Here is a 24,990-nt window from a genome sequence, read left to right as displayed (position 1 = left end):
ATCCTGTCGACCCCGGTGAATACTGGATATTGATAGCTGCCGCCTATCGCGTGATAGGCAGGTTTGCTTTGACCCCGGACAGCAGCACCGGGACCGTTGACCTATGACGATGGAAGTCACGGATTCCGCCCCAGTGCCCGCCGCCGGCCGTCCTCAGCGTGTCCGGGAACTCGCCGCCGAGCGCATCAGGCTCCGTGGTCCGTTGCTCCCGATCCTGCACGCGGTCCAGGAGGAGTTCGGCTGGATCAGCCAGACCGACATCCCGGTGATCGCGGACGTGCTGAACCTGTCCGTCGCCGAGGTGCACGGCGTGGTGACGTTCTACCGCGACTTCCGCCGTGACCCCGCCGGCCGAATCACGGTACGGATCTGCCAGGCCGAGGCGTGCCGCTCGGTCGGCGCTGTCGAACTCGGCGAGCACGCGCGGCGCAGTACCGGGGCCGGCTTCGGCGAGACGACGGCCGACGGGCGGCTCACCGTGGACGAGGTGTTCTGCCTCGGCAACTGCGCGCTCGGACCGGCCGTCCAGGTCGGCGACAAGGTCCATGGACGGGTCACTCCGGCCCGGCTCGACGCGATCCTCGGGGAGGCCCGATGACCAGGGTGTTCGTTTCGCGGGACTTGGCGGCGAAGTCGGTCGGCGCGGACGAGGTCGCCGAGCGGATCGCCGCCGCGGCCCGGACCGCAGGCGCCGACGTCGAGGTGGTCCGGACCGGCACCCGCGGCATGCTGTGGCTCGAACCGCTGGTCGAGGTGGAGACGCCGGAAGGCCGCGTCGGGTACGGACCGGTCGCTCCCGAGGAGGTCGACGGGCTCGTCGCGGCCGGCCTGCTCGACGGTGCCGGCCGGTCCGAGGGGGCGTACCTCGGGCCGGTCGAGGAACTGCCGTGGATGAAACGCCAGCAGCGGTTGACGTTCGGCCGGGTCGGCGTGGTCGATCCGCGGTCGGCCACCGAGTACGAGGAGCACGACGGCCTGCAGGGACTGCGACGCGCGCTCACGATGACCCCGGCCGAGGTGGTCGAGGAGGTCGTCGACTCGGGACTCCGCGGCCGTGGTGGGGCCGGCTTCCCGACCGGGATCAAGTGGCGGACCGTGCTCGGGGCGGAGGACGAGCTCAAGTTCGTCTGCTGCAACGCCGACGAGGGCGACTCGGGCACGTTCGCCGACCGGATGCTGATCGAGGGCGACCCGTTCGTGCTGATCGAGGGCATGACGATCGCCGCGTACGCCGTCGGCGCGAGCGAGGGCTACGTGTACCTGCGCTCGGAGTACCCGGACGCGATCGAGGCCCTGACCGCCGCGATCGTGACGGCGCGGGACCGCGGCTGGCTCGGCGAGGACATCCTCGGCTCCGGGCTCAGCTTCGACCTGCAGATCCGGGTCGGCGCGGGCGCGTACATCTGCGGTGAGGAGACCAGCATGCTGGAGAGCCTCGAAGGCAAACGCGGCATGGTCCGGGCGAAGCCGCCGATCCCCGCGCTGGAAGGGCTGTTCGGCAAGCCCACCGTGGTGAACAACGTGTTGTCGCTGGCAACGATCCCGACGATCCTGGCGAACGGTGCGGCGGCGTACGCGGCGTACGGCGTGGGCCGGTCGCTCGGGACCAGCGTGTTCCAGCTGGGCGGGAACGTGGCCCGCGGCGGCATCGTCGAGACCGCGTTCGGGATCACCCTCGGCGAGCTGGTGAACGACTTCGGCGGCGGCAGCGCGTCAGGGCAGCCGGTCCGCGCGGTCCAGGTCGGTGGCCCGCTCGGCGCGTACCTGCCGGTCGAGCAGTTCGACCTGCCGATGGACTACGAGGCGTTCGCGGCGGCCGGCGCGATGGTCGGGCACGGCGGCATCGTGGTGTTCGACGAGAGTGTCGACATGGCCGCGATGGCCCGGTTCGCCTTCCAGTTCTGCGCCGAGGAATCCTGCGGCAAGTGCACCCCGTGCCGGGTCGGCGCGGTCCGCGGCGTCGAGACGATCGACCGGATCACCGCGGGCGTCGACCGCGCCGAGAACCTCGTCCTGCTCGACGACCTGTGCGACCTGATGACCGACGGCTCGCTGTGCGCGATGGGCGGGCTGACCCCGCTCCCGGTCCGCAGCGCCGTCCGCCACTTCGGAAAGGACTTCGGTTCATGACGCTGATCAAGGAACCCGACTTCGGTACACCGGCGCGGCCGGGAGAAGCCACGGTCGCACTGACCGTCGACGGGGTGTCGGTCGCCGTGCCACCAGGGACCTCGGTACTGCGGGCGGCGAAGGAGGCGGGGATCGACATCCCCAAGCTCTGCGCCACCGACAACCTGGAGGCGTTCGGTTCCTGCCGGCTCTGCGTCGTCGAGATCGACGGCGCCCGCGGTACCCCGGCGTCCTGTACGACGCCGGTGGCCGACGGCATGGTGGTGCGGACCCAGAACGAGAAGCTCGGCAAGCTCCGCCGTGGCGTGATGGAGCTCTACATCTCCGACCACCCGCTGGACTGCCTGACCTGCTCGGCCAACGGTGACTGCGAACTGCAGGACATGGCCGGGGTGACCGGGCTGCGCGAGGTCCGGTACGGCTCCGGGGTGGACGCCGGCGCGAACCACCTGGACGCGCCGACCGACTCCTCGAACCCGTACTTCGACTTCGACGCGTCCAAGTGCATCGTCTGCTCCCGCTGCGTCCGCGCCTGCGACGAGGTGCAGGGCACGCTGGCGCTGACGATCGACGGCCGCGGCTTCGACTCCAAGGTCGCGGCCGGCGCCGACGTCCCGTTCCTCGACTCCGACTGCGTGTCCTGCGGCGCGTGCGTCCAGGCCTGCCCGACCGCGACGTTGCAGGAGAAGTCGGTCGTCGAGCTCGGGATGCCGACCCGCTCGGTCGTCACCACCTGCGCGTACTGCGGGGTGGGGTGCTCGTTCAAGGCCGAGTTGCGCGGCGACGAGCTGGTCCGGATGGTGCCGTACAAGGACGGCGGCGCGAACGAGGGCCATTCCTGCGTCAAGGGCCGGTTCGCCTTCGGGTACGCCAGTCACCCGGACCGCGTGCTCGAGCCGATGGTGCGGGACTCGATCGAGGACGAGTGGCGCAAGGTCTCCTGGGACGAGGCGATCGGGTTCACCGCGCGCCGGCTGCGCGAGATCCAGGCCGAGCACGGCCAGGGGTCGATCGGCGCGATCACCTCGTCGCGAACCACGAACGAGGAGGTGTACGCGGTCCAGAAGATGGTCCGCGCCGTCTTCGGCAACAACAACGTCGACACCTGCGCCCGGGTCTGCCACTCGCCCACCGGGTACGGGCTGAAGCAGACGTTCGGCGAGTCGGCCGGGACCCAGGACTTCAAGTCGGTCGAGGAGGCCGACGTGATCCTGGTGATCGGCGCCAACCCGACCGACGGGCACCCGGTCTTCGCGTCCCGGATGAAGAAGCGGCTCCGCCAGGGTGCCAAACTGATCGTGGCCGACCCGCGCCGGATCGACCTGGTCCGGTCGCCGCACATCGAGGCGCAGCACCACCTCCAGCTGGCGCCCGGGACCAACGTCGCGCTGATCAACGCGTTCGCGCACGTCGTGGTCACCGAGGGCCTGGTCGATCGCGAGTTCGTCGCCGACCGGTGTGAGGACTTCGAGGCGTGGGCCGAGTTCATCGCCGGGCCGGAGCACAGCCCGGAGGCGGCGGCCGAGGTCTCCGGGGTACCGGCCGAGGAGATCCGCGCCGCGGCCCGGCTGTACGCGACCGGCGGCAACGCTGCGATCTACTACGGTCTCGGCGTCACCGAGCACAGCCAGGGCTCCACGATGGTGATGGGGATGGCGAACCTGGCGATGGCGACCGGCAACATCGGCCGCCGCGGCGTCGGCGTGAACCCGCTCCGCGGCCAGAACAATGTGCAGGGTTCGTGCGACATGGGCTCCTTCCCGCACGAGCTGCCCGGGTACCGGCACGTCTCCGACGACGGCGTCCGGGACGTGTACGAGAAGCTCTGGGGCACCCCACTGCTGAACGAGCCGGGGCTGCGAATCCCGAACATGTTCGACGCCGCGATCGACGGCTCGTTCCGGGCGCTGTTCGTCCAGGGCGAGGACATCGCGCAGTCCGACCCGAACACCCAGCACGTGTTCGCCGCGCTCGGTGCGCTGGACCTGCTGGTCGTGCAGGACCTGTTCGTCAACGAGACGGCCAAGTTCGCGCACGTACTGCTGCCGGGGACGTCGTTCCTGGAGAAGGACGGCACCTTCACCAACGCCGAGCGCCGGATCAACCGGGTCCGGCCGGTCATGGCGCCGCGGACCGGGAAGCAGGAGTGGGAGATCGTCTGCGAGATCGCCCAGCAGATGGGATACCCGATGCGGTACGAGTCGGCGAGCGAGATCATGGACGAGATCGCGCTCACCACGCCCACCTTCATGGGGGTCTCGTTCGCCAAACTGGACGAGGCGGGCTCGATCCAGTGGCCGTGCAACCTGGAGCACCCGGACGGGACGCCGATCATGCACGAGGACGAGTTCACCCGCGGCAAGGGCAGGTTCATGGAGACCGTGTACGTCCCGACCACCGAGCGGTCGACCCGGAAGTTCCCGTTGATCCTGACGACCGGGCGGATCCTGTCGCAGTACAACGTCGGCGCGCAGACCCGGCGGACCGCGAACGTGGCCTGGCATCCCGAGGACATCCTCGAGCTGCATCCGCACGACGCCGAGGTCCGCGGGATCGAGGACGGGTCCACGGTGGCCCTGTCGAGCCGGGTCGGGCGGACCACGCTGCGGGCGAAGCTGTCCGACCGGATGCCGGTGGGGGTCTGCTACACCACCTTCCACCACCCCGTGACCGGGGCGAACGTGATCACCACCGACAACTCCGACTGGGCCACCAACTGCCCGGAGTACAAGGTGACCGCGGTCCAGGTGGACCTGGTGGTCGAGCCGGTCACGACCGAGCGCGAGACCGTTGCGGTAGGCAAGTGATGGGCGCCGCGACGATGCCGCCGACGGTCCGGCTGGCCAACGAGATCTCCCGGCAGTTCGCCCACAAGGCGCCCGAAGAAGCGGCGACAGCGGTGGCGAACCACCTGAAGGTGGCGTGGGATCCGCGGATGAAGACAGCCCTGCTCGCGTACGTCGACGCGGGTGGCGACGAGCTCGACCCGATCGCCGTTCGCGCGGCCGCCTTGCTGCGGGCCGTCTAGTGCAGCCACCCGACCTCGATCGTCAGCGGCCCTCGCTCCACCAGTCGTCCTTGCCGTGGGATGTCGCTCGTGAGTTGGCGCACGCCGTGGCGACTCCGCTGCGGCCGCGGTCGGTGGTGCTCGCCGAGGCGGACGGTACGACGCTCGCCGTGCCGCTCGTCGCTTCGGCCGCGGTCCCGCCGGTGGATCGTTCGGCGATGGACGGCTATGCGGTGCGCGGGCCGGGTCCGTGGCGGCTGGTCGGGACGATCCGCGCCGGGTCCGGTCTGGCTCCTGAGTTGGAGGACGGCCAGGCGTACAAGATCGTGACCGGTGCGGCGGTTCCCACGGGGACGACCGCGGTCCTGCCCGACGAGGAGGCGATCCGCTCGGAGGACGACGTTGCGGGGTCCGCGATTCCGGGGCGGCACATCCGGCGCGCTGGTGAGGAATGTGCGGCCGGCGAGGTACTGCTTCCTGCGGGCGTCGTGGTCGACCCGTCCGTGCTCGGCCTGGCCGCGACTCTCGGCCTGAATCGACTGACGGTCCTCCCCCGGCCTCGCGTCGCCGCCTTCGTGACGGGCGATGAGCTTGTCCACGCCGGCGCCTCTGGGCCTGGTCGAGTCCGCGACGCGATCGGTCCCATGGTTCCCGGGCTGGTCCACCGAGCGGGCGGCTGTTCATCCCCCGCTGAGGTGCGGCATCTGGAGGACTCCCGGCAGGCTCTGGTGGACGCGCTGGCTTCGGCCGATGCGGAGCTGATCCTGGTCTCGGGGTCGTCCGCCTCGGGGCCCGCCGATCACCTCCGCTCCGCGCTCGCCGAACTGGGTGCGGAGCTGATCGTGGACGGCGTTGCTTGCCGCCCTGGTCACCCGCAGGCGCTGGCCCGTTTCGAGGACGGCCGCCTCGTGCTCGGGTTGCCAGGGAATCCATTGGCTGCACTGACCGCGTTCCTCACCCTGGGAGTCGCGGCACTCCGGCGGCTTCGCGGACTCGGGCTGCCGCCGCTGCCCATCTGTTCGGTGCCAGGTGGTCTGCAGAGTCACCCGCACAGCACGCGGCTCGTACCGGTGCGCGTGACCGCCGAGGGCGCGGTACCGGTCGGGCACGGCGGATCGGCGATGCTCCGTGGAGCCGCGGCTGCGGACGCGTTCGCCGTCGTACCCCCTGGGCCGTCGACCGCAGTAGCCGTCCGCCTGCTTGCCCTTGATCCGGGAGCGGGTCCATGGGTCGGTTGATCGCTCGCAGACCCGTCCTCCGCCTCGGCCCGGACGGTGATCGCAGCCGCCCGGACTCCATCGCCGTCGAGGAGCCGCTGGAACTCCGGGTCAACGGCAAACCCTTGGCCGTCACGATGCGGACGCCCGGCCACGACGTCGAACTCGCGCACGGGTTCCTCCACACCGAAGGCGTGATCGGGTCGCTCGACGACATCCGGGACGCGCGGTACTGCGACTCCCGCGACGACGAGGGCCGCAACACGTACAACGTCCTCGACCTCGGCCTCGCCGACGGCGTCCCGGCGCCCGAGATCGGTGTCGAGCGCAACTTCTACACCACCTCGTCCTGCGGCGTCTGCGGCAAGGCGTCCCTCGACGCGGTCCGCACGAAGACGCGGTACTCCCCGGCGGACGACCCGGTGCGCGTACCGTTCGAACTGCTCGCGACGTTGCCGGACAAGCTGCGCGAACACCAGCAAGTCTTCGACCGCACCGGCGGCCTCCACGCGGCCGGCCTCTTCACCGCCGACGGCGACCTTCTGGTCGTCCGCGAAGACGTCGGCCGCCACAACGCGGTGGACAAGGTCGTCGGCTGGGCCTTGCTGAACCACCGAATCCCGGCCCGGGGTTGTGTCCTCATCGTCTCCGGCCGAACGTCCTTCGAGCTCGCCCAGAAGGCGGTGATGTCCGGCATCCCCGTCCTCGGCGCGGTCTCGGCCCCCTCCTCCCTGGCCGTAGACCTCGCCGCCGAATCGGGCCTCACCCTCACCGGCTTCATCCGCAACGGCTCCCTGAACGTCTACACCCACCCGGAGCGGATCGCGACTCTCGTACGTGGTTGAGCCTGGCATAGATCGACACTGGCAGGCCGGCGGCTGTGATACTCATGCCAGGGAACATACATCAATCTCTGCGTTGCTCAGATCCCTTATCCACAAGGGGATCTGTGGATAGTCGATTTGCTTTCCTGTGGGCTGGTTGATCTATAGTCGATCACATGTTCGATGGCGATGTGGCGGAGTTGGACGCGGCCGGGGTACTGACCTCGGCTGCGGCGCATCGTGCTGAGATCGATCGGCTTGAGGCTCGGTTGTTGGTGCATGCGCAGGTGTTCGCCGATCTGCACAGCGCCGACGGGCTGCCTACTGGTGGCGGGGAGGGAAGGCGGCCCGGGCGAGAGCGTGGCGTGGTCTACGGCGGCGCAGGGTGTCCGGCGATTGCTGAGTTCGCGCCGGCGGAGTTCGGGGCGATGATCGGGACGTCGGCGGGGAGTGCGGCGGCCTTTATCGGGCAGGCGTTGGCGTTGCGGCATCGGTTGCCGCGGATCTGGGCGACGGTGTTGAACGGTGAGGCGACCCCATGGAAGGCGTGCAAGGTCGCGACCGCCTGTCTGGAGTTGTCCGAGGAGGCGGCGGCGATGGTCGATGAGCAGGTCGCGGGTCTGGTCGACACCGTCACCCCGATCCGGTTGGGCAAGATTGTCACGGCTGCCCGCTACCGCGCTGATCAGGATGCTGCCCGGTCTGCTGCTGAGCGGAAGGCGCGTGAGCGTGGTGTGTATGTGGGGCGGGCCGATGATCACGGCACCAAGTCGGTGTGGATCCTGGCCGCGACCGGTGACGTGTTGCGCTTCGACGCCACGATTGATGCCCTGGCGGAGGCGTTGAAGACGCTGGGTGATCCGGATCCTTTGCGGCTGCGGCGGGCGCGGGCGCTGGGCATCCTGGCCGACCCGGCCCACGCCCAAGCCATCCTCACCGCCGGCCGCACCGGCACCCTGCCCACCTCGACACCGTCGGAAGCAGCCCAGCCTTCAGCGACTGAGGTGGCGCGGCCGGGTGACGCGGCGACGGCTGATGTGACGACTGGTGTGGTCGCGTGTGGTCAAGGTGAGCGCGTCGAACCGTGGGACGTCACGCCCAGGGCCGACGCCGACCGCGCCCCCGATGCCGTCGCCGGCGCCGGGCAGGCGGCTACGGGTGTGGAGGCACCGACCCGTCAGATGGTCAACGCCGACCTGGCCCAACTCGACGGCATCACCGGCTCCCGCACCAGCCGCACCACCATCTACGTCCACCTCACCGACCACACCCTGGCCACCGGCCACGGCGTCGCCCGGGTCGAAGGCTGCGGGCCGCTCCTCGCTGCCCAACTCACCGAGCTGATCGGCCACCGCCCCTACTCGGTCCGGCCGGTAATCGACCTGAACGACACCATCAGCGTCGACGCCTACGAAATCCCCCGCCGACTACGCGAACAACTCAAACTCATCCACCCCGTCGAACAGTTCCCCTACGGCACCGCAGAGACCACACTCGCCACCGACCTCGACCACATCCAGCCCTACGACCCCCACGGACCACCCGGGCAGACCGGCACCACCAAACTCATCCCGCTACGGCGCTACAGCCACCGGGTCAAAACCCACGGCCACTGGAACGTCAACCGCACCACCGACGACACCCTGGAATGGACCAGCCCCCACGGCTTCACCTTCCACGTCGACCACACCGGCACCCGTCGGACCGACTCGCATCAGCAACGGACGACTCCGCGCTGGATTCAGCATGCGACCGATCCTGATAATCCTGCGGCCGAGCGTTGAGCCACGGGTTGGGTCGAGCCCTGGCGGTGAGGACGCGGTCCGCCACCGACCCGCGCCTGGGCGATTGGGCTGTAGATGACCACCCTCGTTCGAACGTCGAGGACGGGCCACATCACCCCAACCACCGACCCACGGCAGACCAACCCCGCACCACACCTCGCCCTCACCACGCCCGCCCTGCCTTCACGCCATTGCCAGGCAGGGACGAAGGGAGCCACTGTCCAGGGTGGGAGCCGCCGCCAAGGGGCCGACGAAGGAGTGACCGGAGCAGACCGCGTGGGGTGGCGTACCGACTGCCTCTACTCTGCCGCGGCCGTCCCGGGCTGGACCCATAGGCAGTCCGCGACTCCGCGGTTCAGGTGGTCCTCGTAGATCTCCACCTTGTGGCTGATCACCTTCAGGCATTCGGTCAGCTCGGCCAGTTGGGCCTGGACGTGCTCCTGGTGGCTCCGCAGCAGCGCCAGCCGGTCGGTCTCGTTCCCCGGGCCCTGGCGCACCAGATCCGTGTACTTGCGGATGGTCTCCAGCGGCATCCCCGACGAGCGGAAGCGGACGCACATCTCCAGCCAGTCGACGTCGTCCTCGCTGTACACGCGCCGCCCGTTGGACTCGCGCCGGACCGACTCGGCCAGGATGCCTTCGCGTTCGTAGAAGCGGAGTGCGTGCACGCTCAGGCCGGTACGGTCCGCCACCTGGCCGATGCTCAGTCCCTCACTCATGCCGGTCAGCGTAGCCCCCGACCTGGAGCCGACTCTAGTTCGATTGAATGGACCAACCCCGACCCCAGCGAGAGGCAGCCCCCATGACGGACCGGCGTCCGAACATCGCGATGATCCTCACCGACGACCACGCGGCCCACTCCGTCGGCGCGTACGGATCGGTGGTGAACGAGACTCCGCACCTGGACGCGATCGGCGCTCGCGGCGTCCGGTTCGGCAACTGCTTCGCCACGAACGCGCTCTGCGCACCGAGTCGGGCATCGATCCTCACCGGCACCTACAGCCACGTCAACGGCGTCCGGACCCTCTCGACCCCGATCGACGCGTCGCAGCCCACATTCGTCAGCCAGCTCCGCGCCGCCGGGTACCGGACCGCGATCGTCGGCAAGTGGCATCTGGGCGAGGGGCCCGGGCACGACCCGGAGGGGTTCGACTCCTGGGACGTCCTGATCGACCAGGGTGAGTACCACGATCCGCGCTTCCTCTCCGCCGACGGCCTGCGTACCGAGCCCGGGTACGCGACCGAGGTGATCACCGACCTCGCCCTGCGCTGGCTGGACTCGCTGGACGGCGACGACCCATGGTGCCTGCTCCTCTGGCACAAGGCACCGCATCGACCGTGGGAGCCGGCCCCGGCGTACCAGGGGAAGTACTCCGCGCCGATCCCGGTCCCCGAGACGTTCACCGACGACTACGCGACCCGGTCGGAGTCGACGCGGCGCTCGACGATGCGGGTGGCCGACGACCTCAACGCCACGGACCTGAAGCAGCCGGTACCCCCGGGGCTGTCCGCCGACGAAGAGGCGCGGTGGAAGTACCAGCGGTACATGGAGGACTATCTCGCCTGTGTCGCGTCGGTCGATGACAGCGTAGGCCGGGTGACTGCCTGGCTCGAGGAGCACGGGCAGTACGACGACACCGTCCTGATGTACACCTCGGACCAGGGGTTCTTCCTCGGCGACCACGGCTGGTACGACAAGCGGCTCATGTACGAGGAGTCGCTGCGGATGCCGCTACTGCTGAGCTACCCGCGCGCGGTGGGAGCCGGTCAGGTGCACGACGGCATCGTCACCAACGTGGACTTCGCCCGCTCCCTCCTCACCGCGGCCGGCGTGGAGCCCCATGACCGCATGCAGGGCCGCGACTTCTGGCCCGATCTGACAGGCACCGATCAGGGCACGAACAGCGTCCCACCGGCCGACGGCATGTACTACCGCTACTGGGAGCACGACGACGGCAACCACCACGCCGCCGCGCACTACGGCTACCGCACCGACCGGTACAAGCTCATTTACTTCTACAACGACGGCCTCGGCCTGCCCGGTGCGTCGTCGGTGACGTACCCGCCCGAGTGGGAGCTGTACGACCTGGTGGCCGACCCACAGGAGCTCACCAACGTCGCCGACGACCCGGCGTACACCGCGATCCGCCGCGACCTCGAGGTCCAGATGTGGAAGGCCCAGGCGGCGGTCGGCGACGAACCGCACCCCGGCCAGCCGCTTCCCCAATAACTAAAGGCGTTCCAGCGCTTTGAGGGCGAGCTGGACGTCCTCCGAGGTCGAGTACACGTGGAAGGACACCCGCAGGCCGCCGTTGCGAACGGCCGCCCGGATCCCGGCAGCGGCGAACGCTTCCTCGGCGCCGGGCATCCGCGTACTTACGATCGCGGAATCACCGGCCGGCAGCCCGACCCCAGCCCGGAACTCGTTGGCCAGGGAAACATTGTGCGCGTGGATCGCGGCGATCCCGATCTCCTCCAGCAACTCCAGGGTCGGGGCCGCCGCGACGAACGAGAACCACGCCGGCGACTGGTCGAACCGGCGCGCGTCCGACGCCAGGTCCATCCCGGTCCCGTAGTACGAGCTGTGCCGGTCCTCACCCGCGTACCAGCCGGCCTGCAGCGGACGACAGCGCTCCCGCAGTCGCGGCGAGAGGTACCCGAGGGTGGCGCCGCGGGGCGACATCAGCCACTTGTACGAGTGGGCGACGAGCGCGTCCAGGCCGGTCACGTCGAGCGGCAGCCACCCCGCGGCCTGGCTCGCGTCGACGATCAGCAGCGCGTCGATCCGCTGGCAGGCGGCCACCACGGCCGGCAGGTCCAGCACCGCGCCGGTCGAGGACTGCACCGCGCTCACCGCGACCACGTCGACCCCCGGCCGGATCGCGGCGACCAGGTCGTCGGTCGCTGCGGAGACCACCTCGATACCGCGGTCCTCGTGCACCTTCCACGGGTAGACGTTCGACGTGAACTCGACCTCGTCGACCAGGACCCGGGCCCCGTCCGGCAGCCCGGCCGCGATCGGGGCGAGGGCCGCGGAGACGGTGCCGCCGACGAAGACGTCCTCGGCGGACGCGTTCACCAACCGGGCGAACGACTCGCGCGCCCGGCGGGTGGACGCGTCCCACGGTTCCCAGCTGGTGGCCCCGACCCGCCAGTCCGCCAGCGCCGCCTGCATCGCCTCCCATCCCGGCCGCGGCGGCAGCCCGTACGAGGCGGTGTTCAGCCAGCCCGGCTGCGGTTCCCACAGGTGCGCGTAGTCGGCGACAGACGTCATGCGGCCACCGTACGCGGAGCTTGACCTAGAGCGCGGTCTAGCTCCTAGTCTCCGAGCCACACCACGAAGCAAGGAGCTGTTCGATGCGTTACCGCACTCTCGGTGGGACGGGGATCGAGGTCAGCGTGCACTGCCTCGGCACGATGATGTTCGGCGCCGTCGGCAACCCCGACCACGCCGACGCGATCCGGATCATCCACGCCGCCCTCGACCAGGGCATCAACTTCGTCGACACCGCCGACATGTACTCCGCCGGCGAGAGCGAGGAGATCGTCGGCAAGGCGCTGCAGGGCCGCCGGGACGACGTCGTGCTGGCGACCAAGGTGCACTTCCCGATGGGCGAGGGCCGCAACCGCGGCGGCAACTCGCGGCGCTGGATCGTGCACGAGGTCGAGCAGAGCCTGCGCCGGCTCGGTACCGACTGGATCGACCTGTACCAGGTGCATCGTCCGGACCCGGCCACGGACATCGAGGAGACCCTGTCGGCGCTCACCGACCTGGTCAGCCAGGGCAAGATCCGCGCGTTCGGCTGCTCGACGTTCCCGGCCGAGGAGATCGTCGAGGCGTACCACGTCGCCGAACGCCGCGGATACGGCAAGTTCCGCACCGAACAGCCGCCGTACTCGCTGATCGCGCGCGGGATCGAGCGCTCGCTGCTGCCGACCTGCGCGCGGCTGAACATGGGTGTGCTCACCTGGAGCCCGCTCGCCTCCGGCTTCCTGTCCGGCAAGGTCCGCAAGGGCCGGCCGGTCGACCTCGGCTCCGGCCGGGCCGCGCTCACGCCGTTCCGGTTCGACCCGTCGCTGCCGGCGAACGCGGCCAAGTTCGACGCGCTCGAACAGCTCGTGGAAGTTGCCGAGGGCATCGGTTGTTCGCTGCCCGAGCTGGCGCTGGCGTTCGTCGTCGCGCACCCGGCGGTCACGTCCGTGATCAGCGGCCCGCGCACGATGGACCACCTCGACAGCCTGCTCAAGGGTGCCGAGCTGACCCTGGACGACGCGACGCTCGACCGGATCGACGCGATCGTCCCGCCCGGCACCGACCTGTACCAGGCCGACGGCGCGTGGCAGCCGGTCTCGCTGACCGACCCGGTCGCCCGTCGTCGCCCACTCAGCGACCGCAGCGCCGCCTGACGATCGTTACTTGGCGACAGAGTTCGTGTGCACCTTGCTCACCAGCCGGTGCAGCGTCGAGCGCTCGGCCGGCGACAAGGGCGCCAGCGTGGCCTCCTCGACCTTCCGGACGACGTCGTGCCCGGTCGCGAGCGAGCGCCGGCCCTTCGCGGTGAGGGCGATCCGGTACCGCCGGCGGTCCTCGGCGTCGCGGTCCCGGGTCACCAGTTGCGCGGTCAACAGCTCGTCCATCAACTTCACCACGTCACTCGGATCGAGCCCGAGCGCCTCGGCGACGACGTTCTGCGCGACAGGGCCGCGTTCGTCGAGCTCGGCGAGCGCGGCGTACTCCCACAGGGTCAGCCCCGGTCGGACCGCGAGCCGCTCGGCGATCGCGCGGCGGCCGGCCACGGCGACGCGGTGCAGTACGAACGTGGTGGTCCCCAGCAGCGTCTCCACGGAGGTTATTGTAGGCCAGATCCAATCGTTGGTAGTTACCCACTAATGAGGACTCACCCGATGGACGTGCTCTCTCCCCGCCTGCTGGTCCGCGACTTCGGAACCGCGGTGGAGTTCTACCGCGGCGTCCTGGCCGAGTTGTTCGGCGTCCAGCCGGTCAAGGTGGTGCCCGAGGCGAGTTACGCCAACTGGGACCTGGACGGCCAGGCCGGCCTCGCCGTGTTCAGCCGGGCCGCGATCGCGAGCGCGGTCGGCACCGAGAGCCGGCCGACGACGGCAGCACCGAGCCAGGACACCACGATGCTCGTGTTCAAGGTCGACGACGTGGACGCCGCCACCAAGATCCTCACCCGGTACGGCGCCACCGTCGTCGCGCCGCCGCAGGACCGGCCGCAGTGGGGACCCGGCCTGCGGACCGCCCACCTCCGCGACCCGGAGGGCACCCTGCTCGAACTCCAGACGTACTGATGCAGCCGTCCTGATGCACGCGCACTGACGCAGCCGTACCGATGCGCGTTCACGCTCGGTCATGCCGCGATTGCGCAGTTTTCGATCACCCCGGCCCGGGGCACCGTGACAGGGAGAACGAAATCGAGAAGAAGTGAGAGCGATGGCCCTGCCGCAATCCATCCGGAACGCCGGTGAACCTTGGACCCGCAAGGAACTGGCCCGACTGAAGGAGTTCGCCGCCGACAACATCCCGCCCTCCGTGATCAGCCTGCGGTTAGGTCGTCCGGTCGACTCCGTCCTCACCAAGGCCGGCCAGCTCGGGATCCGGCTCTCCCCGCTCGACAAACCCCCGTACGGCCTGCTCACCTGATCCGGGGTCCGGGCGCGGTTGCACTACCGTGAGCCTCTGGGAGTCCGACGGAGTCCGACGGGGAGGTGGCACGGTGGCAGTGACGATGCGCGACGTCGCGCAGCACGCGGGCGTCTCGCCGAAGACGGTCTCGAACGTGATGAACGGATACCCGTACATCCGTGAGGAGACCCGGCTGCGGGTGCTCGCGTCGATCGACGCCCTCGGGTACCAGCTGAACATCTCGGCCCGGAACCTCAAGTCCGGCCGCACCGGCATCATCGGCCTCGCCGTCCCCGAACTGAGCCTGCCGTACTTCGCGGAGCTGGCCGACGCCGCCATCACGGCCGCCGAGAAGCACGGGCTGACCGTGATGATCGAGCAGACCGGCGCCGTCCGCGAACGCGAGCTCGCCGCCCTCGCGCGTCCACGCGGCCACCTGGTCGACGGCCTGCTGTTCAGCCCGCTCGCCCTCGGCCCCGACGACGCCGAGCACCTGCGGACGTCGACGCCGACCGTCCTGCTCGGCGAGCGCATCTTCCACGGCCCGGTCGACCACGTGATGATCGACAACGTGGCCGGCACCCGGGCCGCGGTCCAGCACCTGCTCGACCTCGGCCGCCGCCGGATCGCCGTCCTCGGCACCCACCCCGGCGAGATCGTCGGCACGGCCGCGATCCGGTACGGGGCGTACGCCGCGACGCTGGCCGAGGTGGGCCTGGAGCCGCTCCCCGAGCTCGCCGCGTACGCCGGGCCGTGGCACCGGTCGACGGGGGCCGAGGCGATGACGGCGCTGCTCGAGTCAGGGCAGAAGTTCGACGCCGTCCTCGGTCTCAACGACACGCTCGCACTCGGCGCGCTCCGGGTGCTGGCCCAGCGCGGCATCCGGGTGCCGGACGACCTCGCGGTCGCCGGGTTCGACGACATCGACGAGGCCCGGTACAGCACGCCCACGCTGACCACGGTCGATCCGGGCCGGGCCCAGATCGCGACCACCGCCGTCGAGCTGCTGGTCGAGCGGATGAACGGTGACGAGTCCGGCCAGCGCGAGATCGTCGCGCAGTACCAGCTGCATGTCCGGGAGTCCACTACCGGTCAGTGACCGGACCAGGCCTTGACGCCTTCGCGGTGCGTCGGCATCATCCTTCTACACCGATGTAGAAGTGCGCACCGGCAGCCTCCACCCACAGGCCGGTGCGGTACTGAAGCCTGCCCGCACCCGTGCTCCACCGCCCCCGGGAGGACACGCGAATGACTGCATCCCACCCCACCCGACGCACCGTGCTGACGGCCGCGCTCGGCCTGGCCGGCGTCGCCACCCTCGGCGGCTGCGGATCGCTGCGCCGGGACGCGCGGATCCGTGAGTGGAACCTGTTCGGCGGCGGCGACGGCGCCCGGCTGCTGCAGATCCACGACAAGTTCGTTGCCGAACACAAGGACATGGCCTTCGAGGCGCACACGCTGGCCTGGGGCCCGCCGTTCTACACCAAGCTGGCGATGTCGGCGGCCGGCGGCCGCGCCCCCGAGGTCGCCACCCTGCACCTGTCCCGGCTGAAGGGTTTCAGCCCGGCCACCATGCTCGACCCGATCCCGCTCGACCTGCTGGCGAAGGCCGGCATCACCGAGCCGGACTTCCTGCCCGCCACCTGGGACCGCTGCAAGATCGACGGACAGCTGTACGCCGTCCCGCTCGACCAGCACCCGTTCGTCCTCTACTACAACACCGACATCTGCGCGAAGGCCGGGCTGCTCGGTCCGGACGGGCGGATCAAGCCGGTCCGTGGCGTGGAGCCGTTCCTCGACATGCTCCGCGCGGTCAAGGAGGTGACCGGCAAGTTCGCCGCGTCGATCGAGACCACCAACCCGTGGCGGATGTGGTGGACCCTCTACGGCCAACTGGAGGGCGGGTTCTTCGACGAGTCCGGCCGGGACCTGGTGATCGACGACGCGAAGGCGCTGGAAGCCCTGGGGCTGATGGCGAAACTCGCCGCCGACGGACTCACCCCGAAGTCGGCCGACTACCCGTCGCTGGTGGCCCAGTTCAGCAACGGTGACGCCGGGCTGAGCTTCAACGGCGAGTGGGAGGTGACGACGTACCAGACCGCGAAGCTGCCGTTCAGCATGGCGCCGTTCCCGGTCGTGTACGACGTGCCGAAGTACGCCGGGGACGCGCACACGTTCGTGCTGCCGCACCAGGCCGTCCGGAACGAGGCCGACACCGCGGCGACGATCGAGTACATCGCCTGGATGCTGAAGAACAGCGCGGAGTGGGCGGCGGGCGGTCACATCCCCGCGTACCAGCCGGTGGTCGCCAGTCCGGAGTACCTGAACCTCAAGCCGCAGGCCGAGTACCGCTCGGTCGCGCCCGACGTGCTGTTCGACCCGGACGCGTGGTTCAGCGGATCCGGCGCGCAGCTGCAGAACGAAGCGGGGGCCGCCTTCGCGGGAGTACTGGCCGGCCGGACGACGCCTCGCCAGGGCCTCGACCAGTTCAAGGCCGCCACCCGGAAGCTGCTCGACACCCCGTCCCCGGTCTGACAGGAGCTGACCCGATGGCCGTGCAGACACCGCCCCGCACCACCTCCAGCCCACCGACCACGACCGCGCCGCAGCGACCGGGACCACCCTGGACCGAGAAATGGGGCGGCCTCTTCTTCGTTGCCCCGTTCGGCGTGCTGTTCGCGTTCTTCCTGCTCTGGCCGACGTTGTCCGGCCTGTGGAACAGCTTCTTCAACACCAGCCTGGCCGGCGTGCAGCAGGAGTTCCTCGGCCTGCGCAACTGGCAGGAGATGTTCGGCGATCCCGCGGTCTGGGCGTCGCTGAGGAACACCCTGGTCTTCACCGCGATGAGTACGCCGCCGCTGGTCGTGATCGCGCTCGTGATGGCGCTGCTCGCGAACCGCCAGGGCCTGCTCGGCTGGTTCCTGCGGTTCGCCTACTTCGCGCCGTTCGTGCTGCCCGCGACCGTGGTCACGCTGATCTGGGTGTGGATCTACCAGCCCGGCTTCGGCCTGGTGAACGGGCTGCTGACGGCCGGCGGGTTCGCCGAGATCGACTGGCTGAACACCGAGAACCGGGCCATGCTCGCGGTCGTGATCACCACGGTCTGGTGGACCGTGGGGTTCAACTTCCTGCTCTACCTGGCCGCGTTGCAGGGCATCCCCGAGCAGGTCTACGAGGCCGCCGCGATCGACGGGGCGAGTGGCCGGCAGCAACTGTTCCGGATCACCCTGCCGCTGCTCAGCCGGACCACCGGGCTGATCGTCGTGCTGCAGCTGGTCGCGTCGCTGAAGATCTTCGACCAGATCTACCTGATGACCGACGGCGGCCCGAACTACGCCACCCGGCCGATCATCCAGTACATCTACGAGAGCGGCTTCACCAGTTACCGGATCGGCTACGCGTCCGCGGTCTCGTACATGTTCTTCCTCGTCATCGTGATCGTGTCGATCGCGCAGTTCAGGCTGTTCGGCGGCCGGAAGGAGGCGGACCGATGAGCTCCGTGACGATCCCGAGGACGAAGCCGAGCGGCCCGGTCGTACCACGGTTCACGTTTCCCCAGGTCGCGCTGGCGGTCGGCGCGGTCCTGCTCGCGCTGGTCTGGCTGGCCCCGTTGCTGTGGGCCGTCGACACCTCGCTCAAACCCGAACCGGAGACCACCCGGACCCCGATCACCTGGTTGCCGGAGGCACCGACCTTCGCGGCGTACCAGAGCGTGGTGGACCAGGGTTCGATCCTGCGCTGGTTCCTGAACAGCACGATCGTGGCCTGCCTGGTGACCGTTCTGACGTTGGGCGTGTCCACGCTCGCGGCGTACGGGTTCTCCCGGACCACGTTCCCCGGCCGGCGCGTCCTGTTCGGCCTGCTGATCGCCGGCATCCTGGTCCCGCCGCAGGTGCTGATCGTGCCGTTGTTCCAGGAGATGTCGAGCCTGCGGCTGGTCGACACGTACTGGGGCATCGTGTTGCCGCAGGTGGTCGCGCCGGTGATGGTGTTCGTGCTGAAGAAGTTTTTCGACGGCGTCTCCCGTGACTACGAGGACGCGGCCCGGGTGGACGGTGCGACCCGGCTGCGGATCGTCTGGAGCGTGATGGTGCCGATGTCGCGGCCGGTGCTCGGCGCGGTCGCCATCTTCACCTTCATCGGGGCCTGGAACAACTTCCTCTGGCCGTTCATCGTGACCACCGACCCGTCGATGATGACGATCCCGGTCGGACTCGCCAACGTGCAGGGCTCGTACGGCCTGCGCTACGCCCAGATCATGGCGTCGGCCGTCCTCGGCGGCCTGCCGCTGCTGATCGTCTTCGCCCTCTTCCAACGCCAGGTCGTCCGCGGTGTCGGCGACGCCGGCATCAAGGGCTGACCCCCTCCACCCCACGACAGGAGCCACCCCCGTGACCTCTGCCTCACTCGTCCTCGATCCCGCCTTCACGATCGCGCCGGTCAACCGCCGGACCTTCGGTACCTTCGTGGAGCACATGGGCCGCTGCGTCTACACCGGGATCTACGAGCCCGGCCACGCGACCGCGGACGAGGACGGATTCCGCAAGGACGTCCTCGAACTGACCCGCGAGCTCGGCGTCTCGCTGGTCCGCTACCCCGGCGGCAACTTCGTCTCCGGGTACCGCTGGGAGGACGGTGTCGGGCCGCGGGAGGGCCGGCCGCGCCGACTGGACCTGGCCTGGCACAGCGTCGAGACGAACCAGTTCGGCCTGGACGAGTTCATCCGCTGGTGCGCCAAGGCCGACGTCGAGCCGATGATGGCGGTCAACCTCGGCACCCGCGGGGTCCAGGAGGCGCTCGACCTGCTGGAGTACGCGAATCACCCGGGCGGGACGGCACTGTCGGACCTGCGCGGGCAGCACGGCGCGACCACACCGTACGGGATCACCTGGTGGTGTCTCGGCAACGAGCTGGACGGGCCGTGGCAGATCGGGCACAAGACGGCCACGGAGTACGGCCGGCTGGCGGCCGAGACGGCGCGGGCGATGCGGATGGTCGAGCCGGACCTGCAACTGGTCGCGTGCGGGTCGTCCAGCTCGCGGATGCCGACCTTCGGGACCTGGGAACGCGAGGTCCTGCGGGAGAGCTACGACTTCGTCGATCACATCTCCTGTCACGCGTACTACGGCAACGACGACGGGGACACGGCCTCGTTCCTCGCGTCCGCCGTGGACATGGACCGCTTCATCGACTCGGTCGTGGCCAGCGCCGACCACGTGGGCGCGGAGCTGAAGAGCCGCAAGCGGATCGACATCTCGTTCGACGAGTGGAACGTCTGGTACGGCGAGCGTTCCCGGCGGACCGACGGCCCCGGCGACCAGTGGGAGGTGGCGCCGCGGCGGATCGAGGACGAGTACAACGTCGCCGATGCCGTTGTCGTCGGCAACTTGCTGATCTCGTTGCTCCGGCACAGCGACCGGGTCGCGGTCGCCTGTCTGGCCCAGCTGGCGAACGTGATCGCGCCGATCATGACCGAGCCCGGCGGCCCGGCCTGGCGGCAGCCGACGTTCCACCCGTTCGCGCTCACCTCCCGGCTCGCGGCCGGTGACGTGCTCCGGGTGGAGACCTCGTCGCCGCTGATCGAGACGGCCAAGTTCGGCGAGGTGCCCGCGGTCGACGCGGTCGCGACGTACGACGAGGGCGGCAAGCTCGCCGTGTTCCTGGTGAACCGCTCGGCCGACACCCCGATCGAGGTCGAGGTGGATCTCACCCGCACCGCGGTGGCCGAGATCCTCGAGGCCCATACCCTCACCGATGCCGACCCGCTCGCCGTCAACTCCGCCACGAACCCGGACCGCGTCACCCCGCGCCCGACCGAAGGCGTCCAGCTCGCCGACGGCCGGCTGAAGCTCACCCTCCCGGCGATCTCCTGGACCGCCCTCGGTTTGGCCTGAGCTCAGGTGAGTCCGATCTCGTCGCGGGACCGGCGGAAGCGGGTGATGGTGACGCCCGGGGCGATCTCGAGGCGGTCGGTCTCCTCGAAGCCGCGGCCCTGGTAGAGCGCGATCGCCGGCGTGTTGGCCGTCCCGGTCGACACGACGGCGACCGGTCTCGGCTGGACGTCGTCGAGGCTGTCGAGGAGGGCCCGTGCGTGCCCCTGCCGGGCGTACGCGGGGTCGACGACGAGGCGGGTGATGTCGACGGTCCGGTCGTCGGGCAGCTCGTACGCGACCGCGGCGACCAGGGCGTCGTCGACGAAGCGGCCCAGCCAGTGTTCGGTCGAGGCCATCAGGGCCGGCAGGTCCTCGCGCAACGGCGGGATGCCGTCGAAGCCGATCAGCTCGGCCTCGACGGCGTACGCGGCGTGCTGGATCGCGAGCAGACGGGGGCCGATCGCGGGGTCGGCCGGGTCGAGGGTACGGATCACCCGGCCAAGCTATCCGGGCTTCGTGTCAGGCCGCGCGCCAATAACCGAGCGCCTTGACCCGGTCCTTCGGGATCCGCAGCTCCTTCAGCACGTACGACGTGAGCGTGCGGGTGGTCGCGGTGTCGCAGGCGATCCACACGAACGCGGAGGCCGGGTCCGCCACCAACGCGGGCAGCGTCGCCTTCACGTCCTCGACCAGTTGCCCGTCGGACCGGTGGACGTGACGGACGTCGTGCCGGTCCGGGTCGAAGCGCATCGGCAGGTCGTGGTCGGAGTCGTGCGAGGTCTCGAACCAGATCGTGGCCGGCAGCTTCGGCGCCACCCCGAGCAGCGAGTTGATCGCCGGCAGCGAGGCCGGGTCGCCGATCACCAGCATCCGCTCCGGCAACGGGTCCGGTACCTCGAACCCGGTGCCCTGCAGGGTCGCCTCGATGGTGTCACCCGGCTCGGCCTTGAGCGACCAGTCCGACGCGCAGCCGTCGTGCAGCGCGAACTCCAGGCTGAACGTCCCCGCCTCGACGTCCGGGTCGACCAGGGTGTACGCGCGCTGGTGCGGCTTGCCCGCGTTGTCGAACCACAGCCGCACCCACATGGTCGGGTGCGTGCCGACCGCCGCGAGCAGCCCGCCGTCGGTGAAGTGCACCCGGCGATAGCGTTCGGTCACCTGTTCGGCGCCGGTCACGGTGAACTCGAAGTCCTTGCCGCGGAACAGCTTGAGGACCACCCCTTCCCAGCCATGCCCCACGAGCGACTCCTTCCGGCGAAAATGGCCATTGCGGCCCGAACAAGCTGACTTGTAAGTTAGCGAAGGCTAACCTAACTGGGAGCGGGATGTGCAGTGAACGCCAAAGTCTTCCGGGATCCCTGGGGTGTCCCGCACCTGCGGGCCGGCGATCCACTCGCACTCGCGTACCTGCAGGGCACCAACGCGGCCGCGGACCGGGCCTGGCAGCTCGAGCTGGAACGCCGGCGGCTGCTAGGGACCAGCGCGGCGTTCCTCGGCGGCGAGGCGGTCGGCTGGGACGTGTTCGCCCGGCAGGCCCGCTTGTCCGACACCGCGCAGCGCTGCTTCGCGGCGCTCGACGACGAGACCCGGGAATGGATCGAGGCGTACGTTGCCGGGGTCAACCACGCGCTCCCCGGCGGGGCGGCGAGGGCGCCCGAGTTCGCGGCGACCGGGCTGATTCTCGAGGAGTGGGAGCCGTGGACGCCGGTCGGGATCTGGCTGGCCGTGCACATCCTCTTCGCCGGCTTCCCGACAAAACTCTGGCGCGACCAGGTCGCCCGGAAGCTCGGGGACGAGGCGATCGACCTGTTCACCTCGGAGGGTCCGCGAACCGCGGGCAGCAACGGCTGGCTGATCCCGGGCGACCGGACCGCGACCGGACAGCCGATCATCGCGGGTGACCCGCATCGGTACATCGAGAGCCCCGGCGTCTACCAGCAGATTCGGCTGGCCTGCCCGGAGTACGACGTGATCGGGCTCGCCGTTCCCGGGATCCCGGGGCTCGCGCACTTCGGTCACACCGGCGGGGTCGCGTGGGCGATCACGAACGCGATGGCCGACTACCAGGACCTGTACCGCGAGCAACTCCGCCGCACCGCCTCCGGCGTGGAAGCCCTGGGGCCGGACGGCTGGGAGCAGGCCAAGGCGCAGACGGAGACGGTGGCCGTCGCGGGGGCCGACGACGTGGCGGTCGAGGTGATCGAGACGGCGCGTGGGCCGGTGATCATCGGTGGGCCCGAAGCGGAGACGGCGATCAGCTTGCGGTACCCGCCACGGGTGACCGGGCGGATCGGGTTCGAGGTGCTGCCGAAGTTGCTGAGGGCAAGCACTGTCGCCGACATCGACGCGGCCGTGGACGCTTGGGTCGAACCGGTGAACGTGGTCCTCGCCGCCGATACCGAAGGCGGCCTCCTGCACCGGACGGCCGGGCTGGTCCCGCGACGCCACGAGGCCAACCGGCTGCGCATCGTTCCGGGCTGGGAGGCGGAGTACGGCTGGCAGGGCTGGTACGAGCAGATGCCGCGGGCAACGGTCGACGACGTCGCCGTGATGGCGAACGCGCGAGAGCTGGCCGGATCGCTCGGGGTCGAGTTCGCCGCGCCGCATCGGTCCCGGCGGATCCGGGAGCTCCTCAGCGAGCGGACGGGCTGGCGCGTCGACGAGATGCCGGTCGTCCACACGGACACCTGGCTCGGATCAGCCGGGCTCCTGCTCGACCTGCTGGAACGGCTGGACGACCTCACCCCGGCGGCCTCCGCATTGCGTGATCGGCTGCTGGCGTGGGACCGGCGGATGGACGCAGGGAGTACCGTCGCCTCGGAGTACGCCGCGGTCCGCAAGGCGCTGGCGCGTCGGATCGCGGATCATCCGGCGCTCGCCGGGTTGGACGACGCGCCGGAGTGTCCGGAGCTGTTCGTGCCGTGGCTCGACACTCTGACCCATGTCACCTTCGGCCTGGAGAACCTGCTCACCACCGAGCTCCTGCGGTCGATCGACCTGGCCGTTCTCGGCCGGGACGCGCTCGAGGACGTCGCTGCGCGGAGACCCCGTGGTCCTTGGGGTGACACGCATCAGCTGACGCCGTTGCACGCGTTGCGCGGTCCCGTGTTCGGGCCCGGCGAGCAGCCGTTCGACCTCAGCGTCTCCGGGGACCACCATTGCGTGATGTCCACGTCCGCCGTTCCCGGTCCCAGCGATGTCTGTATCCGGGGTTCGGCCGCTCGGTACGCGTGGGACCTGGCTCGGCGGGAGGACAGCGCGTGGATCGTGCCGCTCGGGGCGTCGGGGGTGCTGGGCGATCCGCATCACCACGATCAGTTGCCGTTGTGGCAGCGCGGTGAGTTGGCGCCGATCGTGACCGAGTGGGATCAGCTGGTGCAGGAGGACCGGACCTTCGTTCACGAGCTCGCCGGGTTCGGGGTGGTCCGGGTGATCGAGGCGGACCCGGAGCGGGATCTCGACCTGATCCACGGTTGGGTCAGCGCGGAACGCGCGAGCTTCTGGGGAATGGGGCGGTTGTCGCGGGACGAGATCGCGGAGATTTATCGCTTCCTCGATTCGGTGCCGACCCATCACGTGTACGTGGTGCACCTGGACGACGTACCGATCGCGCTGGTGCAGACGTACGACCCGCAGGCGGATCCGGTCGGTGCGGCGTACGCGGTCGAGGCAGGCGATATCGGGCTGCATCTGCTGGTCGCGCCGGGGGCCGCGCGGCCTGGGTTCACGGGGAATCTGCTGCGCGTGTTGGGGATCTTCGTCTTCGGCCACCTCGGGCATCCGCGGCTGGTGGGCGAGCCGGATACCCGGAACGACCGCGCCGTGGACCGTTTGCGGCGGACCGGGTTCACGCTCGGGCCGGAGGTGAAGATCACGCTGCCGGACGGCGGGACGAAGACGGCGCAGCTCGGCTTCCTGACCGCGGAGGCGTTCCGGGGTCAGGGCCGGCCGATGCGGTCCTCGTAGGTCGCCAGGACGACGCGGAGCCGGTCCTGGCGGAAGCGGCCGGGCTGCTGGTCGTACACGTGCCGCCCTTGGCTGGACCAGAAGCGGTCCGGCGGGACGGCCTCGGCGTTGGCGGGGACGAACTTCAGGACCTCGGCAACTGCGGCGGAGGCGAACCGGGCGGCGTCGTCGGCCGTGTCCGGGTCGTCCGTCGGTACGGCCGACATCAGCCGGTCGGCGACGTCGAGCCACTGGCCGGGATCGAGCAGGACGGACGGTTCGGGTCCGCCGAAGTTCGGGGCGCCGCCGGCGTGCTCGCGCTCCGGGAGCTGGAAGAGGTACTCGCGCTCAGCCGAGCAGTCCGCGCAGGTCCCGTCGTACGCGGCGACCAGGGCACCGTCCCACTGCGCGAGCCCGTGCTGCCAGTCGGTCCGGGTCGAACCGCAACCGGCGCACGGAGTCAGGTCCAGGTACAGGTACGCCTCGTCCCTCGTCCGCGCTGCGGGCAGCACCATCGCCGGCTCCTCGAATTCGTCTCTTGCTCGATCATCGTCGAGCAATCC

General features: G+C 70.0%; 23 protein-coding genes. 17 read left to right on the top strand and 6 right to left on the bottom strand.

What is annotated here, in order from left to right; all coding sequences use genetic code 11:
• The first annotated feature begins 103 nt into the window (after window positions 1-103).
• From FB561_RS12190 to FB561_RS12160, 7 genes are all read left to right on the top strand, one after another.
• Complete coding sequence (locus tag FB561_RS12190; RefSeq protein WP_238334779.1) at window positions 104-598, top strand: NADH-quinone oxidoreductase subunit NuoE family protein; 495 nt, start codon at window positions 104-106, stop codon at window positions 596-598.
• The gene (locus FB561_RS12185) at window positions 595-2,130 is read left to right on the top strand and encodes a formate dehydrogenase beta subunit (RefSeq protein ID WP_145806126.1); all 1,536 of its coding nucleotides are present in this window, start codon (window positions 595-597) and stop codon (window positions 2,128-2,130) included. Before FB561_RS12190 ends, FB561_RS12185 begins: the two co-directional genes overlap by 4 nt.
• Entirely contained in the window at window positions 2,127-4,937 is a 2,811-nt protein-coding gene (gene fdhF, locus FB561_RS12180) for a formate dehydrogenase subunit alpha (RefSeq protein WP_145806124.1), read from the top strand. The genes FB561_RS12185 and fdhF overlap by 4 nt, the downstream gene beginning before the upstream one ends.
• On the top strand, window positions 4,937-5,158 hold the full coding sequence (locus FB561_RS12175; RefSeq protein WP_145812976.1) for a formate dehydrogenase subunit delta: 222 nt from the start codon (window positions 4,937-4,939) through the stop codon (window positions 5,156-5,158). The genes fdhF and FB561_RS12175 overlap by 1 nt, the downstream gene beginning before the upstream one ends.
• Window positions 5,053-6,375 (top strand): molybdopterin molybdotransferase MoeA, encoded by a 1,323-nt coding sequence (locus FB561_RS12170; RefSeq protein ID WP_337692299.1) that lies wholly within the window; start codon window positions 5,053-5,055, stop codon window positions 6,373-6,375. The genes FB561_RS12175 and FB561_RS12170 overlap by 106 nt, the downstream gene beginning before the upstream one ends.
• Window positions 6,363-7,199 carry a formate dehydrogenase accessory sulfurtransferase FdhD gene (gene fdhD, locus FB561_RS12165; RefSeq protein WP_145806121.1) on the top strand — a complete coding sequence of 279 codons (837 nt, stop codon included), beginning with the start codon at window positions 6,363-6,365 and terminating at the stop codon, window positions 7,197-7,199. The genes FB561_RS12170 and fdhD overlap by 13 nt, the downstream gene beginning before the upstream one ends.
• A 155-nt stretch (window positions 7,200-7,354) precedes the next feature.
• Window positions 7,355-8,962 carry a 13E12 repeat family protein gene (locus FB561_RS12160; protein ID WP_145806119.1) on the top strand — a complete coding sequence of 536 codons (1,608 nt, stop codon included), beginning with the start codon at window positions 7,355-7,357 and terminating at the stop codon, window positions 8,960-8,962.
• A gap of 299 nt (window positions 8,963-9,261) precedes the next feature.
• Here FB561_RS12160 and FB561_RS12155 read toward each other — a convergent pair whose 3' ends face one another.
• On the bottom strand, window positions 9,262-9,681 hold the full coding sequence (locus FB561_RS12155; protein ID WP_145806117.1) for a MerR family transcriptional regulator: 420 nt from the start codon (window positions 9,679-9,681) through the stop codon (window positions 9,262-9,264).
• An 83-nt stretch (window positions 9,682-9,764) separates the two neighbouring features.
• On the opposite strand from FB561_RS12155, the gene FB561_RS12150 reads away from it, so the two are divergent.
• Window positions 9,765-11,192 carry a sulfatase family protein gene (locus FB561_RS12150; RefSeq protein ID WP_145806115.1) on the top strand — a complete coding sequence of 476 codons (1,428 nt, stop codon included), beginning with the start codon at window positions 9,765-9,767 and terminating at the stop codon, window positions 11,190-11,192.
• Here the strand turns inward: FB561_RS12150 and FB561_RS12145 are convergent, their stop codons facing one another.
• Window positions 11,193-12,236 (bottom strand): aminotransferase class V-fold PLP-dependent enzyme, encoded by a 1,044-nt coding sequence (locus FB561_RS12145; RefSeq protein ID WP_145806114.1) that lies wholly within the window; start codon window positions 12,234-12,236, stop codon window positions 11,193-11,195.
• Between the two features lie 83 nt (window positions 12,237-12,319).
• Here FB561_RS12145 and FB561_RS12140 point away from each other — a divergent pair, with 83 nt between their 5' ends.
• Window positions 12,320-13,369 carry an aldo/keto reductase gene (locus tag FB561_RS12140; protein WP_145806112.1) on the top strand — a complete coding sequence of 350 codons (1,050 nt, stop codon included), beginning with the start codon at window positions 12,320-12,322 and terminating at the stop codon, window positions 13,367-13,369.
• 6 nt (window positions 13,370-13,375) lie between these two features.
• Here FB561_RS12140 and FB561_RS12135 read toward each other — a convergent pair whose 3' ends face one another.
• The gene (locus FB561_RS12135; protein ID WP_170284642.1) at window positions 13,376-13,807 is read right to left on the bottom strand and encodes a MarR family winged helix-turn-helix transcriptional regulator; all 432 of its coding nucleotides are present in this window, start codon (window positions 13,805-13,807) and stop codon (window positions 13,376-13,378) included.
• A gap of 60 nt (window positions 13,808-13,867) precedes the next feature.
• Here FB561_RS12135 and FB561_RS12130 point away from each other — a divergent pair, with 60 nt between their 5' ends.
• The 7 genes from FB561_RS12130 to arfA all read left to right on the top strand — a co-directional run bounded on the left by FB561_RS12130 (window position 13,868) and on the right by arfA (window position 20,503).
• A complete protein-coding gene (locus FB561_RS12130; RefSeq protein WP_145806107.1) occupies window positions 13,868-14,275 on the top strand; it encodes a VOC family protein in 408 nt (135 codons plus the stop codon).
• A 142-nt stretch (window positions 14,276-14,417) separates the two neighbouring features.
• Window positions 14,418-14,627 carry a hypothetical protein gene (locus tag FB561_RS12125; protein ID WP_145806105.1) on the top strand — a complete coding sequence of 70 codons (210 nt, stop codon included), beginning with the start codon at window positions 14,418-14,420 and terminating at the stop codon, window positions 14,625-14,627.
• Between the two features lie 73 nt (window positions 14,628-14,700).
• Window positions 14,701-15,708 (top strand): LacI family DNA-binding transcriptional regulator, encoded by a 1,008-nt coding sequence (locus tag FB561_RS12120; RefSeq protein ID WP_145806103.1) that lies wholly within the window; start codon window positions 14,701-14,703, stop codon window positions 15,706-15,708.
• A 149-nt stretch (window positions 15,709-15,857) separates the two neighbouring features.
• Window positions 15,858-17,144 (top strand): extracellular solute-binding protein, encoded by a 1,287-nt coding sequence (locus FB561_RS12115; protein WP_145806101.1) that lies wholly within the window; start codon window positions 15,858-15,860, stop codon window positions 17,142-17,144.
• A gap of 14 nt (window positions 17,145-17,158) precedes the next feature.
• Window positions 17,159-18,103 (top strand): carbohydrate ABC transporter permease, encoded by a 945-nt coding sequence (locus FB561_RS12110; protein WP_145806098.1) that lies wholly within the window; start codon window positions 17,159-17,161, stop codon window positions 18,101-18,103.
• A complete protein-coding gene (locus FB561_RS12105) occupies window positions 18,100-18,969 on the top strand; it encodes a carbohydrate ABC transporter permease (protein WP_145806096.1) in 870 nt (289 codons plus the stop codon). Before FB561_RS12110 ends, FB561_RS12105 begins: the two co-directional genes overlap by 4 nt.
• A 31-nt stretch (window positions 18,970-19,000) precedes the next feature.
• Window positions 19,001-20,503 carry an arabinosylfuranosidase ArfA gene (gene arfA, locus FB561_RS12100; RefSeq protein ID WP_145806094.1) on the top strand — a complete coding sequence of 501 codons (1,503 nt, stop codon included), beginning with the start codon at window positions 19,001-19,003 and terminating at the stop codon, window positions 20,501-20,503.
• 2 nt (window positions 20,504-20,505) lie between these two features.
• On the opposite strand, the gene FB561_RS12095 is transcribed toward arfA, so the two are convergent.
• On the bottom strand, window positions 20,506-20,976 hold the full coding sequence (locus FB561_RS12095; protein WP_145806092.1) for a GNAT family N-acetyltransferase: 471 nt from the start codon (window positions 20,974-20,976) through the stop codon (window positions 20,506-20,508).
• Window positions 20,977-21,001: 25 nt separating this feature from the next.
• A complete protein-coding gene (locus FB561_RS12090) occupies window positions 21,002-21,721 on the bottom strand; it encodes a siderophore-interacting protein (protein WP_145806090.1) in 720 nt (239 codons plus the stop codon).
• Window positions 21,722-21,814: 93 nt separating this feature from the next.
• Here FB561_RS12090 and FB561_RS12085 point away from each other — a divergent pair, with 93 nt between their 5' ends.
• Window positions 21,815-24,448 (top strand): GNAT family N-acetyltransferase, encoded by a 2,634-nt coding sequence (locus FB561_RS12085; RefSeq protein ID WP_145806088.1) that lies wholly within the window; start codon window positions 21,815-21,817, stop codon window positions 24,446-24,448.
• Here the strand turns inward: FB561_RS12085 and FB561_RS12080 are convergent.
• Window positions 24,421-24,942, bottom strand: a complete 522-nt coding sequence (locus tag FB561_RS12080) for a hypothetical protein (protein WP_145806086.1) — start codon at window positions 24,940-24,942, stop codon at window positions 24,421-24,423. The two genes, FB561_RS12085 and FB561_RS12080, sit on opposite strands and share 28 nt — an antisense overlap.
• Window positions 24,943-24,990 lie beyond the last annotated feature (48 nt).

The organism is Kribbella amoyensis, assembly GCF_007828865.1.
In the GTDB taxonomy this organism is placed as follows: Bacteria; Actinomycetota; Actinomycetes; order Propionibacteriales; family Kribbellaceae; genus Kribbella; species Kribbella amoyensis.
The sequence above is the reverse complement of the archived record's forward strand: the minus strand, read 5'-3'. Positions and strand labels throughout refer to the sequence as shown.